Consider the following 15,847-nt stretch of genomic DNA (forward strand, 5'->3'; position numbering starts at 1 on the left):
GGATCGGCGCCAAAGCTACCGCCCAGAGCGCAACGGCACCGAAGAGCAGGCCGAAGGCGGTGAACTCGACGACGCTGGTGAGGAACACGCGCTTGGTCATGGCTTCCACTCCCTGTTGATGGAGTGATTTTTGTTCCTGTTTTGTTCTGTGTAAAGCCTGGGGACGCGGCAACTCAGCGGAAGGGTGAACGATGTGTTGCTAGGGCCACAAGCGACGCATGAGGGCGCGAGCGCCGGATGAGTCCGGGTGCGCTCTGGGTCCAGTCCAGGTGCGTAGGACGAGGCGCCGCCTTTTCTCCGTCATCGCGAGCGCCAGCGAAGCGATCCAGCCGCGTGACCGTTCCGGACGGAGCGTGATCTGAATCGCTTCGGCTCCGCCTCGCAAATGCAGCGGAGCGGATCGACCGGCAGCCCGCATCGGCCGGGGGTACGAGGTTGAAGCGGGCGTTTCCGAGCGTCGCCCCTAGCCCACCTGCTCGATCATGCCGTCGCGGATCGTCACCCGCCGGTCCATGCGGGCGGCGAGCTCCATGTTGTGGGTCGCGATCAGCGCCGCGAGACCGGAGGCGCGCACGAGCTGGAGCAGGATGCTGAACACCCGGCCCGAGGTCTGCGGATCGAGATTACCGGTCGGCTCGTCGGCCAGCAGCAGGCGGGGGCCGTTGGCGACGGCGCGGGCGATGGCGACGCGCTGCTGCTCGCCGCCCGAGAGTTCGGCCGGGCGGTGCGGCAGGCGGTCCTTGAGGCCGAGGAAGCTCAGCAGTTCGGCGGCGCGGGCCTCCGCTTCCTTGCGGGCGAGCCCGCGGATGAGTTGGGGCAGCACCACGTTCTCCAGCGCCGAGAACTCCGGCAGCAGGTGGTGGAACTGGTAGACGAAGCCCATCTCCTCGCGCCGCAGGCGGGTGCGCTCGCCATCCGACATGCCGGCCGTCGGCTGGCCGCCGATATAGACCTCGCCGCCGTCCGGCCGCTCCAAGAGGCCGGCAATGTGGAGCAGGGTCGACTTGCCGGCCCCCGAGGGCGCCACCAGGGCGACCAGTTCGCCGGGCCAGATCGCGAGATCGGTGCCGCGCAGAATCTCGAGCGCGCCCTCCCCCTGCTGATAGCGGCGTTGGACGCCCGCGAAGAACAGGGCCGGCACGGGCTGGGCGCCGCCGGCATTCGTCTGAGCCATATCGGGGCGTTCCGTCAGCCGTAGCGCAGGGCCTGCACCGGATCGAGCCGGGCGGCGCGCCAGGAGGGATAAAGTGTCGCCACCAGGGATAGCAGCACCGAGGTGACCACGATGATGACGACCTCGTTCGTGTTCATCTCCGCCGGAATCTCGGCGAGGAAGCGCACGGTCGGGTCCCAGGCGGTGGGAAACAGGGTGCGCTGGATCGGCTTGATGTTGAGGGTGAACAGCACCCCGCCGATGAGGCCGATCGCCGTGCCGACGAGGCCGATCAGCGCTCCGTTGATGAGAAAGACCCGCATGATCGTGCCCGGCGTCGCCCCCATCGTGCGCAGGATCGCGATGTCCGAGGACTTGTCGCGCACGAGCAGGATGAGCCCCGAGATGATGTTGAGGGTCGCCACGATGACGATGAGGTTGAGGATCAGGAACATCACATTCCGCTCCACCTCCAGGGCCCCGAAGAAGGTGCGGTTGGTCTGGCGCCAGTCGGTCAGTAGAATCGGCCGCTCGGCCGCCATCTCCAGGGGCTCGCGCATCTCGCCGACCGCGTCGGCGTTGTCGATGTAGATCTCGATGACGCTGACGTCGCCGTCGCGGTTGAAGAAGGCCTGCGCCTCGGCGAGCGGCATGAAGGCCATGGTGGTGTCGAAATCGGTCACACCGATCTCGAAGATCGCCTTGACGGTGTAGGCCTTGGTGCGGGGCGCGGTGCCGAAGGGCGTGCTCGCCCCCTTCGGCGTCGAGAGGGTGACCTGATCGCCCGCCTGGAGGCCGAGGGAATCGGCGAGCCTTTTGCCGAGTGCGACCCCTTCGCCGGTGTCGAAGCCCTCCAGCGTGCCGCTCTTGATCGCGCCGGAGACCGCCGGGATCTTCGGCAGGTCGGCTTCCCGCACGCCGCGCACGAGCACGCCGGATCCGCCATAGGGCGAGGAGGCGAAGGCCTGCCCCTGCACCATCGGCACCACGGCGCGCACGCCCGCGACCTTCTCCAGCCGGTCGGAGAGATCGACGTAATCGGTGAAGAGGCGGTCGATCGGCGCGGCGAAGACGTGGCCGTTCAGCCCGATGATCTTGGAGCGCAGTTCCGAGCGGAAGCCGTTCATCACCGAGAGCACGATGATGAGGGTGGCGACCCCGACCGCGATGCCGAGCACCGAGAACAGAGCCACCACCGAGACGCCGCCGCCCCGGCGCCGCGCCCGCAGGTAGCGGCCGGCGATGATCCACTCGAACCCGGCGAAGGGCGGCGTGGAGGCGCTCGCGCGGGCGTTCTTCAGCCGTGCCAAGACGCCCTTCAAGGAGACGCCAGCCTTACCCAACGCGAGCGCCATCGCGGCCGGTCCTCAGACGCGACGGATGCGAGCGGGAAGATCGACGGGATCGAGGGTCTCGCGCTCCCCGCTGGCGCGGCGCTTCAGCTCGATCTTGCCCTCGGCCAGCCCCTTCGGGCCGACGATCACCTGCCAGGGCAGGCCGATGAGATCCGCGGTGGCGAACTTGGCGCCCGGCCGCTCGTCACGGTCGTCGTAGAGCACGGAGAGGCCGGCCGTCTCCAGCGCCACCTGGATCTCGGCGCAGGCCCCGTCGCAGGCGGCATCGCCGACCTTGAGGTTGATCAGCGCCACGTCGAAGGGGGCGATGGCGTCCGGCCAGATGATGCCGGCCTCGTCGTGGCTCGCCTCGATGGTGGCCGCAACGAGCCGGCTCGGGCCGATGCCGTAGGAGCCCATATGGACCGGCCGCTCCTGGCCGTCGGGACCGGTGACGACCGCCTTCATCGGCGTCGAGTACTTGGTGCCGAAATAGAAGATGTGGCCGACCTCGATGCCGCGGGCGGAGAGGCGCGCGGTCTCCGGCACCTCGGCGAAGACCGCCTCGTCGTGCATCTCGTCGGTGGCGGCGTAGTGCGAGGTCCAGGCATCGACCACGCCCTGCAAGCCCGCCACGTCGTCGAAATCGACGGACGGCGGCGGCACCGGCATGTCGAGATAGGCGCGGTCGCAGAAGACCTCGCTCTCACCGGTCTTGGCCAGGATGATGAACTCGTGGCTGAGATCGCCGCCGATGGGGCCCGTGTCGGCGCGCATCGGAATGGCTCGAAGGCCGAGCCTCTCGAAGGTGCGGAGATAGGAGACGAAGACCTTGTTGTAGGAGTGGCGCGCGGCGGCCTGATCGAGGTCGAAGGAGTAGCCGTCCTTCATCAGGAACTCGCGCGAGCGCATGGTGCCGAAGCGCGGGCGCACCTCGTCGCGGAACTTCCACGAGATCTGATAGAGGTTCTTGGGCAGATCCTTGTAGGAGCGCGCGCTGGCGCGAAAGATCTCGGTGACAACCTCCTCTGCCGTCGGCCCGTAGAGCAACTCGCGCTCGTGCCGGTCCTTCAGGCGCAGCATCTCCTTGCCGTAGGCCTCGTAGCGGCCGGATTCCCGCCAGAGATCGGCGGCCTGGATCGTCGGCATCAGGATCTCGATGGCGCCCGCGCGGTCCTGCTCGGCGCGGATCACGTCGCAGACCTTGTTGAGGACGCGCAGACCCAGCGGCAGCCAAGCGTAGATGCCGGCGGCCTCCTGGCGGATCATGCCGGCGCGCAGCATCAGGCGGTGCGAGACGATCTCCGCTTCCTTGGGCGTCTCGCGCAGGATCGGCAGGAAGTAGCGGGAGAGACGCATCGTTCGACCTTGGAAGCGGGCAGGCGCAGCCGGAGAGGAGCTAGGCCAGCATGCGAGGGCACACAACACATTGCCCCCGCAAAACACAAGCGCCCTGCGAACACAGGATCGGACGGCAATGAGGCGGAAGGAAGCCGGCGAAGCGCCGGTGGGCCGCCGCGTCGACCAGCTGAAGAGACGGTTTGCCGCGCCCCTTGCAAAAAAGCGCTGCGAACCGTCTCTCCCCTGATGACACCGGGAAATCTTCTTCCTATAAGCAGCGCCGTGATGGTCGCAGTCCACGAGGCAGCGCACGGTCCGGGTCTTGGGAGGAACAATCAGCCAACGCGCCGCAAGCAATGCGCGATATAATCTAGGCTGAAAAATACTTCGGTTTTCCAAAGCAAGGCCTCGTGCCTTGCTTTTTGTTTTTGGACTGTGGCTCTTCTCGTGCCTTGCGGGATCCTCGGCCTGCGGCGTCCGTCGCCTTTCGCGACTACAGGCGGGCGAGCGGGAAGATCAGCAGCGCGACGAAGAAGGCGAACGCGGCCAGTACGGTCGTCAGCAGCGCTTTCTCGCGCAGGCGCGGGCTCGCGGGCGCCCCCGGATCCTGGCCCGGCACCAGCCGGTGCGGATCGGCCTCGGCGGCATTGCCCAGCGGCAGGATCGCGAACAGGAAGGTCCACCACAGGACGAAGTAGAGCGCCAGCGCGCCGAACACCGTCAGCTCGAACCCCTTCACGGCCACCGTCGCGAACAGCGCGACCAGCACCGCCACCGTCAGGAGAGTCAGCGGCGTCGAGGCGGTGACGGTGCGAAGAGGCGAACGGGTCATCGTTTTCAAACAATCATGCAGCGGCCGGGCCGGGGCCCGACCGATCTCCTCACTCTTGTTCTTGCATCGTCCAGAAAGCCGGGGACCACCTTTCGGGACGATGCTCTCGAACCGGAGGCGGTCGCTCAGACCTGCTCCAGTTCCACCAGCGTGCCCAGGAAATCCTTGGGGTGGAGGAAGATCACCGGCTTGCCGTGGGCGCCGATCTTCGGCTCGCCGGTGCCGAGCACGCGGGCGCCAGCCGCCTTCATCTGGTCGCGGGCCGCGATGATGTCCTCGACCTCGTAGCAGACGTGGTGGATGCCGCCGGCCGGGTTCTTGTCGACGAAGCCTTGGATCGTCGAGTTCTCTCCGAGCGGCGACATCAGCTCGACCTTGCTGTTGGGCAGTTCCACGAACACCACCGTCACGCCGTGCTCGGGCTGCGGCAGGGGCTCGGTGACCTTGGCGCCGAGCGTGTCGCGGTAGACTGCGGTCGCCGCGTCGAGATCCTTCACCGCGATGGCGACGTGATTGAGCCGTCCGATCATCTTTTCCTGCCTCCCAACCCTGATCCCGTCATTGCGCGCGGCAGCGAAACAATCCAGCGGCGCGACATCGGGGAATGATGCGGATCGCTGGATTGCTTCGGCTTCGCCTCGCACTGACCGGGCGTGTCTTTAGACTATCACACCTCCACCACCTGCACGTGGCAGGCGGGCTTCTTGCCCCAGGCCTCGTTGACGGCGGAGCGCACGGCGCGGTCGACCGCGATCTCCACGGCCTCCGAGTCCTTCATCTTGCCGCGCGACAGGCCATTGATCGTTCGGTTGACCGTATCGACCACGGTGTCGAGCAGCGGCTCGCCGCTCCGGCCGCGATTGGGCAGGCCCATGATGTCCACCGCCGGATCGCCGGCCATCTCGCCGCGCTCGTCGATGGCGAGCGCCACCGAGACGATGCCGGTCTGCGAGAGCTTACGCCGCTCGGGGATCGCCCGGTCCTTGGAGTCGATCAGGACATTGCCGTCCTTATAGAGCCGCCCAGCGCGGACGTGCTCGACCACCTCGGGCGTGCCCGGCGCGAGACGGACCACCGCGCCGTTGCGGGCCTTGATCACCGACTCGACGCCCTGCGAACGGGCGAAACGCGCGTGCTCGTCGAGATGCAGCGCCTCGCCGTGAACCGGCACGACCGCCTTCGGCCGGGTCCAGGAATACATCGCCACCATCTCCTCGCGGCGGGGATGGCCGGAGACGTGGACGAGTTCGGTGCGGTCGGTGATGACCTCGATGCCGTCCTCGATCAGGTCGTTGATGATGGCGCCGACATCGCGCTCGTTGCCGGGAATGGCGCGCGAGGAGAAGATCACCCGGTCGCCGGCCGTCAGCGAGATCGCCGGATGGTCGTGGCGCGACACCCGCGACATGGCCGCCCGCGGCTCGCCCTGCGAGCCGGTGAGCAGGCAGACCACCTTGTCGCGTGGGATGTGCGAGAAGGAATCCGCCGAGAGGAAGTCCGGCAATCCGTCGAGGTAGCCGCATTCGCGGGCGACATCGATGACCCGGTCCATGGCGCGCCCGACGGCGATGACCTGACGCCCGCAGGCCTGGGCGGCTTCCGCCACGGCACGGATGCGCGCGACGTTAGAGGCGAAGGTCGTCACCGCCACACGATGCGGCGCGTTCTCGATCAGCTTGCGCAGAGTCGCGGAGACCTCGGACTCGCTCGGCGAGCGGCCCTCGCGCAGGACGTTGGTGGAATCGCAGACCAGCGCCAGGATGCCTTCGTCGCCGAGCCTGGTGAAGGCTTCCGGCGAGGTCGTGTCGCCGGCCACCGGCGTGTCGTCGAGCTTCCAGTCGCCGGTATGGAGCACGAGGCCGTGCTCGGTGCGGATCGCCACCGCATTCGACTCGGGAATCGAGTGGGCCACCGGCACGAATTCGATCTCGAACGGACCGACGGTGACACGCCGACCCGGCTTGATCTCGCGCAGATCGACCTTCGGCGCGCCGGGCTCGGAGAGACGACGTGTCTCCAGAAGCTGCTTGGCGAAGCGCGTGGCGTAGACCGGCGCCTTAATGCGCGGCCACAGCTCCGAGATGGCGCCGATATGGTCCTCGTGCGCGTGGGTGATGAAGATGCCGAGGAGGTCCTTCTTGCGCTCCTCGATGAAGGTGAGGTCGGGGAACATCAGGTCGACACCCGGCAGCCCTTCCTCGCCGGCAAAGCCCATCCCGCAATCGACCATGATCCATTTGCGCTGCTTCTCGGGTCCGATCCCGTAGAGGCCTGCATTCATGCCGATCTCGCCCACGCCGCCGAGCGGCACGAAGACGAGTTCGTCCTGCCGTGTCGTCATCTTGTCCGTCTATCCAGTCTCAGGCCGCCGTCGCGGCACTTCCGAAATGCACCTCGCCCGCCGTCACGGTTCGTCGGGTTCCATCCGGGGCGAGGATCACGAGCCGCCCCCCCTCGTCGATCGTTTCAAACATGCCCGTCAGCGTGGCCTCGGCCATGCGAACCGACACGGGGGCCCCTACCCCCGCCGCGCGCTCAAGCCACCGCCGCCGGATATTCGAGAATCCGCGCCCCTTGTTCCAGATCCGGACGGCTTCGACAAATCGTTCCGACAGGAATTCGAGCAGCATCGGCGCATCCGCCGCGGAAAACGCCGAGAGCGCCGCCGCCGGATAGGGCAAACACTCGGGTGTGGCCGCGATATTCACACCGAAGCCGACCACGACTGCCCGTCGCCCACCCGGCAGCGTCTCGGCCTCCAGCAGGATACCGGCGAGCTTTTGGCCGTCAGCGAGGACGTCGTTCGGCCATTTCAAATGGATAGCGGCGTTTGAGGGAGCAATGCCCTGCGGCGCCAGCGCATCCCCTCTCTCCGCATGCGGGGAGAGGACTTCGACGACGACGAGGTCGTCACGACCCTCTCCCTGCCTACGGGGAGAGGGGGCTGAACGGCAGGCGTCGCGCAAAGCGTCTACGAGTGCGCAACCGGCGACGAACCCCAGGGTTGCCACCATCTCCGGCGCGACACCCGCCACCGGCAGCAACAGGCTCGCGGCGAGGTTACCCTCCGGTGAGGTCCAGGCATTACCGCGGCGGCCGCGGCCGGCTTCCTGGCGTTGGGCCGTGACCCAGAGCGGGCCCACCTCGCCGCCATGGGCGAGGCGCATCGCCTCGCTGTTGGTCGAATCGAGCCGGTCGTGGCTGTGAAGCCGGTATCCCTCGGACCGGGCCGCCTGACTTAAGCGGAACTGCATCCGCCTCAGAACAGCGCCTTTGCCGCATCACCCGCCGCCGCGACCAACGGGGCCGGGACGAGGAAGAACAGCACGACGACGGCGCTCGACACGCCGAGCACGATGGCCGAGCCCGGCGGGATCCGCTCATAGGGGGCCTTGGCCTCGTCGAAGTACATCACCTTGACGAGGCGGAGGTAGTAGAACGCACCCACCACCGAGGTCACCACGCCGACGACGGCGAGCGTCACCAGCCCCGCCTTGATGGCGGCGGCGAAGACGTAGAACTTCGCGAAGAAGCCGGCGAGCGGCGGGATGCCGGCAAGCGAGAACATCATCGCGGCGAGGCAGAAGGCCAGCCACGGATGCGTGCGCGAGAGGCCCGAGAGATCGTCGATCGTCTCGAACATCTTGTCCTTGCGGCGGAGCGACAGCAGCACGGCGAAGGCGCCGAGCGTCATGGCGAGGTAGATCACCATGTAGATGATGACGCCGCGCACGCCCTCCTCCGAGCCGGCGGCGAGCCCGATCAGCGCGTAGCCGACATTGCCGATGGAGGAATAGGCCATCAGGCGCTTGATGTTGCGCTGGCCGATGGCGGCGAAGGATCCGAGCGCCATCGAGGCGATCGAGACGAACACGATGATCTGCTGCCAGACCGCCGTCACGTCGGGGAAGGCGCCGATGAAGACGCGTACCGTCATCGCCATGGCGGCGATCTTCGGGGCGGAGCCGAAGAAGGCGGTGACCGGCGTCGGCGAGCCCTCGTAGACGTCCGGCGTCCACATGTGGAACGGCACCGCCGCCAGCTTGAAGGCGACGCCCGCGGCCACGAACACGATGCCGAGCACGATGCCGAAGCTCGTCGCGCCGTTGAGCGCCGTGACGATGCCGGGGAACGAAACGGTGCCGGTGAAGCCGTAGACCAGCGAGGCGCCGTAGAGCAGCATGCCGGAGGAGAGCGCGCCGAGCACGAAGTACTTCAGGCCCGCTTCCGTGGACTTCACATCGTCGCGGTGGAAGGCGGCGATGACGTAGGCGGCGAGCGATTGCAGTTCCAGCCCGAGATAGAGCGAGATCAAGTCGTTGGCCGAGGCCATCACCATCATGCCGATGGTGCAGAGCACGATCAGGATCGGATACTCGAACCGGTCGATGCGCTCGCGCTGGAAGTAGTCGCGCGAGAGCAGGATCGTCGCCGCCGAGCCGATCAGGATCAGCGACTTCATCACCCGCGCGAACGGGTCGGCGATGAAGGCGCCGTTCAGCGTCGTCACGTTGCCCGTCTGCGAGACGACGAGGAAGAAGGTGAAGATCAGGAGGATCAGCGCGCCGACATTGACGCCCTCGGACGAGCGCTCGCCGCGCCACGCCCCGTAGAGCACGAGCAGCAAAGCGCCGACGCTCAGGACGATCTCCGGCAGGACCGGCGTGATCGCCGGCAGGACGGACTGGATCGGGGTCATCGCGCGGCGGCCTCGACGGTTTTCTGGGACTCAGGTCCAGCCATGTTCTCGGCCGCCGCGAGCTTCGCCGCCTTGGCGGCGGCCTCGGCGGTCTGCGTGTTGCCGAGTGCGCCGCGCATGTTCTGCACCAGCGCCTCGGTGGAGGGCGCGAAGGTGTCGAGCACGGGGGCCGGATGCACGCCGTACCAGATCGTCAGCGCGACGAGCGGCGCGATGATGATTTTCTCGCGCGTGTCGAGATCGAGGATGCCCTGGAGGTTAGGCTTGTCGAGCTTCCCGTAGATCACCCGGGCGTAGAGCCACAGCGCGTAGCCCGCCGACAGGATGATGCCAAAGACCGAGAAGAAGGCGACCGTCGGGTTGGCCTTGAAGGCGCCCGTCATCGCCAGGAACTCGCCGACGAAGCCCGACGTGCCGGGAAGGCCGACATTGGCCATGGTGAAGACCATCATCGCGGCGGCGTAGAGTGGCATCCGCTTCACGAGGCCGCCATAGGCGGCGATCTCGCGGGTGTGCATCCGGTCGTAGACGACGCCGACGCAGAGGAAGAGCGCGCCCGAGACGATGCCGTGCGAGATCATCAGGAACAGCGCGCCCTGGATGCCCTGCTCGTTAAGGGTGAACAGGCCGAGCGTCACGAAGCCCATATGCGCCACGGAGGAGTAGGCGATCAGCTTCTTGATGTCGGTCTGCATCATCGCGGTGAGCGAGGTGAAGATGATCGCGATCACCGACAGCGCGAAGACCAGAGGCGCGAACTCGGCCGACGCATCCGGCAGCATCGGCAGCGAGATCCGGATGAAGCCATAGCCGCCCATCTTCAGCAGGATGCCGGCCAGGATCACCGAGCCCGCGGTCGGCGCCTCGACGTGGGCGTCGGGGAGCCAGGTATGGACCGGCCACATCGGCATCTTCACCGCGAACGAGGCGAAGAAAGCGAGCCAGAGCCACCATTGCATCCCGACGGGGAAGCGATGCTGGAGGAGCGTCGGGATGTCGGTGGTGCCGGCCTCCCAGTACATCGCCATGATGGCGAGCAGCATCAGCACGGAGCCGAGCAGCGTGTAGAGGAAGAACTTGAAGCTCGCGTAGATGCGCCGCTTGCCGCCCCAGATGCCGATGATGAGGAACATCGGGATCAGACCAGCCTCGAAGAACAGGTAGAACAGCACCAGATCGAGGGCGCAGAACACACCGATCATCGTCGTTTCCAGCACCAGGAAGGCGACGAAGTACTCCTTGACCCGGTTCTCGACCGACAGCCACGAGGCCCCGATGCAGAACGGCATCAGGAAGGTGGTCAGCAGAATCAGCGGCATCGAGAAGCCGTCGACGCCGAGCTTGAACCGGATCGTCTCGGCCAGCCACGCATGGCTCTCGACGAGCTGGAAGCTCGGGGACGCGATGTCGTAGCGGGCCCAGGCAGCCAGCGAGAGCAGGAAGGTGACGATCGTGGTGATCAGCGCGGCCCAGCGGGCATTGCGCTTCACCGCCGCCGTCTCCTCACCTAGGGTCAGGATGAAGGCGGCGCCCGCGAGCGGGACGATCAGGAGCCCGGAGAGAATACCGAGGCCGAGCATCAGTGGGTCCCCCCAGGCACGCCGGAGACGAGGTACCACGTGATCAGGCCGGCGACCCCGACGAGCATCACGAAGGCGTAGTGGTAGACGTAGCCGGTCTGGAGGCGGACCACGCCGCGGGTGATGTCCACGACCCGGGCCGAGATGCCGTTCGGGCCCAGCCCGTCGATGATGCGGCCGTCGCCCTCCTTCCAGAGGAACAGGCCGAAGTTCTTGGCCGGCCGCACGAAGATCCGGTCGTAGATCTCGTCGAAGTACCACTTGTTGAGCAGGAAGCGGTACAGGATCGGCTGAGACTCCGCGATGCGGTGCGGCATGTCGGGCCGGCGGATATACATCCAGAAGGCCAAGAGGAAGCCGAGCACCAGCATCACGAAGGGCGAGGCGGCGACCCAGCCCGGCGCATCGTGGATCTTGTGCATGATGTCGTTGCCGGAGCCGTGCGGCAGCGCATTGCCCCAGAACTTGTCCATGTCGTGCCCGATGAAGCGCTCCTTGAAGATCAGGCCGGCGAACAGGGCGCCGAAGGCCAGGATCGCAAGCGGGATCGTCATCACGAGCGGGCTCTCGTGCGGCGTGTGGGCATGATCGTCGTGGTGCTCGATCGCGCTGTGCGAGGCGGGCTCGATATCGTGGCCCTTGTCATCGTGAGCGACGCCCTCGTGATGGCCCGGCGCGCCGTCGGCCTGGTGAGCGGACGCCGCGTGGGCATGATCATGCGCAGCGTGATCGTCGTGACCATGGGCGCCGTGCGTGACCCAGCGCTGCGGTCCCTCGAAGGTGAGGAAGAACAGGCGCCAGGAGTAAAACGAGGTCATCAGCGCGGCGATTACGGTGGCGAGGAACGCCAGCACGTGGCCGGGGCGGTCGGACATGTAGGCCGCCTCGATGATCGCGTCTTTGGAGTAGTAGCCAGAGGTGAAGGGGAAGCCGATCAGCGCGATGGTGCCGATCGTCATCATCGCCGTGGTAAAGGGGATGTAGCGGCGCAAGCCGCCCATGTTCCGCATGTCCTGCTCGTGGTGCATCGCGTGGATGACCGAGCCGGCGCCAAGGAACAGCAGCGCCTTGAAGAAAGCGTGGGTGAAGAGGTGGAACACGCCCGTGGCGTAGGCGCCGACGCCGAGGCCGACGAACATGTAGCCGAGCTGCGAGCAGGTCGAGTAGGCGATGACCCGCTTGATGTCGTTCTGCACGAGGCCGACGGTCGCCGCGAAGAAGGCGGTGATGCCGCCGATGACCGTGACGACGGTGAGCGCAGTCGGGGCCAGCTCGAAGAGCGGCGACAGGCGCGCGACCATGAACACGCCGGCGGTGACCATGGTGGCGGCGTGGATCAGCGCCGAGACCGGGGTCGGTCCCTCCATCGCGTCGGGGAGCCAAGTGTGCAGCAGGAACTGCGCCGACTTGCCCATGGCGCCCATGAACAGCAGCAGGCAGGCCAGCGTCAGAGCGTGCCAGTCATGGCCGAGGAAGTGGAAGGTCGCGTCCTTCAGCTCCGGGGCTTTCGCGAAGATCGCGTCGAACCCGACCGAGCCGGTCAGCACGAACACCAGGAAGATGCCGAGCGAGAAGCCGAAATCGCCGACGCGATTGACGATGAAGGCCTTCATCGCCGCCGCATTCGCCGAGGGCTTCTCGTACCAGAAGCCGATCAGCAGGTAGCTCGCGAGGCCGACGCCCTCCCAGCCGAAGAACATCTGCACGAGGTTGTCGGCCGTCACCAGCATCAGCATGGCGAAGGTGAAGAGCGACAGGTAGGCGAAGAAGCGCGGCCGGTGCGGATCCTCGTGCATGTAGCCGATGGAGTAGAGGTGCACGAGGGTCGAGACCGAGGTCACGACGACGAGCATCACCGCGGTCAGCGTGTCGACCTTGAAGGCCCAATCGACCACGAGGTCGCCAGCGCTGAACCACTGCGCGACGGGCACGGTCTCGGCCCGACCGTCACCGGTCACGAGGAAGAAGGCGCCCCAGGACAGCAGGGCCGCGAAGGCAAGGCAGCCCGTCGTCACGAGTTCGCTCATCCGCGCGCCGATGAACCGGCCGAACAGGCCGGCGATCAGGGCGCCGATCAGCGGGAAGAAGACGATCGCGTGATACATGGGTCGGTCGTGCCTCGCAGCAGGCGGACGAAGGGGACGGGGCTCTCTTTGGGAGGGAGCGTCAGCCCTTCATCATGCTCACGTCTTCGACGGCGATGGAGCCGCGGTTGCGGAAGAACACCACCAGGATCGCCAGACCGATCGCGGCCTCGGCCGCGGCCACCGTCAGCACGAACAGGGCGAAGACCTGCCCGGTGATGTCGTTGAGATGGGTCGAGAAGGCGACGAGGTTGATGTTCACGGCGAGCAGGATCAGCTCGACCGACATCAGGATGACGATGACGTTCTTCCGGTTGATGAAGATGCCGAGCACGCCGAGCGTGAACAGGATCGCGGCAACCGTCAGGTAGTGGCTCAATCCGATCATCGGCCTCAGACCTCCACGCCCTGCCGCGAGGGCACCTTGATGGTATCGACCGCCATCGCCTGCGTGCGGGCGTTCTGCACGGTGATGTCCTGGCGCTTCACGCCGGTGCGCTCGCGCAGGGTCAGCACGATGGCACCGATCATCGCCACCAGCAGGATCAGGCCGGCGATCTGGAAGGCATAGACGTAGTCCGTGTAGAGCACGCGGCCCAGCGCTTCGGTGTTCGTGGCAGTCTCACCGTGGGCGGCCCGTCCCAGCGGCGCCTGCACGAGGCCCGGATCGATCGTCCAGGTGCCCACCACCAGCAGCAGCTCGATCAGGAAGATCGCGCCGATCAGGCCGCCGATCGGCAGGTAGCGCTGGAAACCTTGGCGGAGCGCGGCGAAGTCCACGTCGAGCATCATCACGACGAAGAGGAACAAGACCGCGACGGCGCCGACATAGACGACGACGAGGATCATCGCCAGGAACTCGGCGCCCATCAGCACGAACAGCCCGGCGGCGTTCACGAAGGCGAGGATCAGGAACAACACCGAGGTGACGGGATTCCTGGCAGCAATCACCATGAAGCCCGAGGCTACGGCGAAGCCTGCGAAGAGATAGAAGAAGGCGGCGGCTGCGGTCATGCGATTTTCAGCATCGGCCGCTCCAGCGAGCGGCTCCCTTCTGCCTCGGTGGACCCTCGGCCGCAGGCGGCGGCCCGTCTAGCGCGTCCAGGATGACGCGCTAGGCTCCTGTTTCCGCATCGTCTTTTTCGAAAGCCGGAAGCCGCCTTTCGGGACGATGCTCTATAGAACTGGGCTGTGCGAGGCACAACCGGCGGCGGACTAGCGGTAGGGCGCATCCATCGCGATATTGCGGGCGATCTCGCGCTCCCAGCGATCACCGTTCTCGAGCAGCTTCTGCTTGTCGTAGAGCAGCTCCTCGCGGGTCTCGACCGAGAACTCGAAGTTCGGCCCCTCGACGATGGCATCCACCGGGCAGGCCTCCTGGCACATGCCGCAATAGATGCACTTCACCATGTCGATGTCGTAGCGCGTAGTGCGCCGCGTGCCGTCGTTGCGGCGCGGGCCGGCCTCGATGGTGATGGCCTGGGCCGGGCAGATCGCCTCGCAAAGCTTGCAGGCGATGCAGCGCTCCTCGCCGTTGGGATAGCGGCGGAGCGCATGCTCACCGCGGAAGCGCGGTCCGCGGTGTCCCATCTCGAAGGGATAGTTGATCGTGGCCTTCGGCTTGAAGAAGTACTTCATGGCGAGGAAGAACCCCGACACGAACTCCTTCAGGAGGAGGCTTCTGGCGACCTGATCGAGCTTCACGGCGCGATCTCCGATTCTCTGGAAGCATTCCCGAGCAAGGTGGTTACCGGCTCGCGCGCGGGAAATGCGACATCAGAAGGGTTGCGATCAGGCTCCCGGCGCGAGGCCGGTCAGCTTGAGGACGAAGGCGACGACGATGACCGAGATCAGCGAGAGCGGAAGGAACACCTTCCAGCCGAGCCGCATGAGCTGGTCGTAGCGGTAGCGTGGCACCATGGCCTTCACCATGGCGATCATGAAGAACAGGAAGCTGGCTTTCAGCGTGAACCAGATCACGCCGGGCACCCAGGTGAAGGGCGCGAACGGGATCGGCGAGAGCCAGCCGCCGAGGAACAGGACCGTGCCGAGCGCGCACATGGTCATGATCGCCACGTACTCGCCGAGCATGAACAGCAGGTACGGCGTCGAGGAATACTCGACCATGTAGCCCGCCACGAGTTCCGACTCGGCCTCCGGCAGGTCGAAGGGCGGGCGGTTGGTCTCGGCGAGCGCCGAGACGAAGAACACGCCGAACATCGGGAACAGCCAGAGCCAGTACCAGCCGAACAGGCCGAGCGCGGTGTCCTGCGCCATGACGATGCGCGAGAGGTTGAGCGAGCCGGCGCAGAGCAGCACGCAGATGATGACGAAGCCGAGAGAGACTTCGTAGGAGATCATCTGCGCCGCCGAGCGGAGCGCGCCGAGGAAGGCGTATTTCGAGTTCGAGGCCCAGCCGCCCATGATGACGCCGTAGACGCCGAGCGAGGAGATCGCGAAGATGTAGGTGATGCCGACATTGATGTCGGCGATCGCCCAGCCGTCGGCGAGCGGGATCACCGCCCAGGACGCCAGCGCCAGCATCGCGAAGACCAGCGGCGCCAGCAGGAAGATCGCCTTGTTGGCGCCCGCCGGGATCACCGGCTCCTTCAGCACGAACTTCAAGAGGTCGGCGAACGACTGGAACAGGCCCCAGGGCCCGACCACGTTCGGACCGCGGCGCAGCTGCACCGCCGCCCAGATCTTGCGGTCGGCGAGCAGCGCGTAGGCGATGAAGACGAGGAGTGCTGCCAGCAGCACGAAGCTCTTCAATGCGATCAGGAGGACGGTGCCGAGCACTTCCCAGAAGGTCATCGCGGGCGTC

Annotated in this window: 14 protein-coding genes; all 14 read right to left on the reverse strand. The window is 66.5% G+C overall.

Annotation, left to right across the window (positions count from 1 at the left end):
- Positions 1–463 precede the first annotated feature (463 nt).
- The 14 genes from LPC10_RS05170 to nuoH all read right to left on the reverse strand — a co-directional run bounded on the left by LPC10_RS05170 (position 464) and on the right by nuoH (position 15,837).
- Positions 464–1,174 (reverse strand): ABC transporter ATP-binding protein, encoded by a 711-nt coding sequence (locus LPC10_RS05170; protein WP_231345752.1) that lies wholly within the window; start codon positions 1,172–1,174, stop codon positions 464–466.
- A gap of 14 nt (positions 1,175–1,188) precedes the next feature.
- Positions 1,189–2,508 carry a lipoprotein-releasing ABC transporter permease subunit gene (locus LPC10_RS05175; RefSeq protein ID WP_231345753.1) on the reverse strand — a complete coding sequence of 440 codons (1,320 nt, stop codon included), beginning with the start codon at positions 2,506–2,508 and terminating at the stop codon, positions 1,189–1,191.
- A gap of 12 nt (positions 2,509–2,520) precedes the next feature.
- Positions 2,521–3,846 carry a proline--tRNA ligase gene (gene proS / locus LPC10_RS05180; RefSeq protein WP_231345754.1) on the reverse strand — a complete coding sequence of 442 codons (1,326 nt, stop codon included), beginning with the start codon at positions 3,844–3,846 and terminating at the stop codon, positions 2,521–2,523.
- Between the two features lie 475 nt (positions 3,847–4,321).
- Positions 4,322–4,660, reverse strand: coding sequence for a DUF1467 family protein (locus LPC10_RS05185; protein WP_231345755.1), 339 nt, complete (start codon positions 4,658–4,660; stop codon positions 4,322–4,324).
- Positions 4,661–4,785: 125 nt separating this feature from the next.
- The gene (mce, locus tag LPC10_RS05190; protein ID WP_017486707.1) at positions 4,786–5,190 is read right to left on the reverse strand and encodes a methylmalonyl-CoA epimerase; all 405 of its coding nucleotides are present in this window, start codon (positions 5,188–5,190) and stop codon (positions 4,786–4,788) included.
- A 137-nt stretch (positions 5,191–5,327) separates the two neighbouring features.
- Positions 5,328–7,001, reverse strand: coding sequence for a ribonuclease J (locus LPC10_RS05195; RefSeq protein ID WP_231345756.1), 1,674 nt, complete (start codon positions 6,999–7,001; stop codon positions 5,328–5,330).
- Positions 7,002–7,020: 19 nt separating this feature from the next.
- Positions 7,021–7,914 (reverse strand): biotin--[acetyl-CoA-carboxylase] ligase, encoded by an 894-nt coding sequence (locus LPC10_RS05200; RefSeq protein WP_231345757.1) that lies wholly within the window; start codon positions 7,912–7,914, stop codon positions 7,021–7,023.
- A 5-nt stretch (positions 7,915–7,919) separates the two neighbouring features.
- Positions 7,920–9,359, reverse strand: coding sequence for an NADH-quinone oxidoreductase subunit NuoN (gene nuoN / locus LPC10_RS05205; RefSeq protein ID WP_231345758.1), 1,440 nt, complete (start codon positions 9,357–9,359; stop codon positions 7,920–7,922).
- Positions 9,356–10,939 (reverse strand): NADH-quinone oxidoreductase subunit M, encoded by a 1,584-nt coding sequence (locus LPC10_RS05210; RefSeq protein WP_231345759.1) that lies wholly within the window; start codon positions 10,937–10,939, stop codon positions 9,356–9,358. Before LPC10_RS05210 ends, nuoN begins: the two co-directional genes overlap by 4 nt.
- Positions 10,939–13,044, reverse strand: coding sequence for an NADH-quinone oxidoreductase subunit L (gene nuoL, locus LPC10_RS05215; protein WP_231345760.1), 2,106 nt, complete (start codon positions 13,042–13,044; stop codon positions 10,939–10,941). The genes LPC10_RS05210 and nuoL overlap by 1 nt, the downstream gene beginning before the upstream one ends.
- 61 nt (positions 13,045–13,105) lie before the next feature.
- Positions 13,106–13,411 carry an NADH-quinone oxidoreductase subunit NuoK gene (gene nuoK, locus LPC10_RS05220; protein ID WP_003598182.1) on the reverse strand — a complete coding sequence of 102 codons (306 nt, stop codon included), beginning with the start codon at positions 13,409–13,411 and terminating at the stop codon, positions 13,106–13,108.
- 5 nt (positions 13,412–13,416) lie between these two features.
- Positions 13,417–14,037 carry an NADH-quinone oxidoreductase subunit J gene (locus LPC10_RS05225; RefSeq protein ID WP_231345761.1) on the reverse strand — a complete coding sequence of 207 codons (621 nt, stop codon included), beginning with the start codon at positions 14,035–14,037 and terminating at the stop codon, positions 13,417–13,419.
- A 201-nt stretch (positions 14,038–14,238) separates the two neighbouring features.
- Entirely contained in the window at positions 14,239–14,727 is a 489-nt protein-coding gene (gene nuoI / locus LPC10_RS05230) for an NADH-quinone oxidoreductase subunit NuoI (RefSeq protein ID WP_108939002.1), read from the reverse strand.
- 87 nt (positions 14,728–14,814) lie between these two features.
- Positions 14,815–15,837 carry an NADH-quinone oxidoreductase subunit NuoH gene (gene nuoH, locus LPC10_RS05235; RefSeq protein ID WP_108939003.1) on the reverse strand — a complete coding sequence of 341 codons (1,023 nt, stop codon included), beginning with the start codon at positions 15,835–15,837 and terminating at the stop codon, positions 14,815–14,817.
- Positions 15,838–15,847: the final 10 nt, after the last annotated feature.

The organism is Methylorubrum sp. B1-46, from assembly GCF_021117295.1.
Taxonomy (GTDB): Bacteria; Pseudomonadota; Alphaproteobacteria; order Rhizobiales; family Beijerinckiaceae; genus Methylobacterium.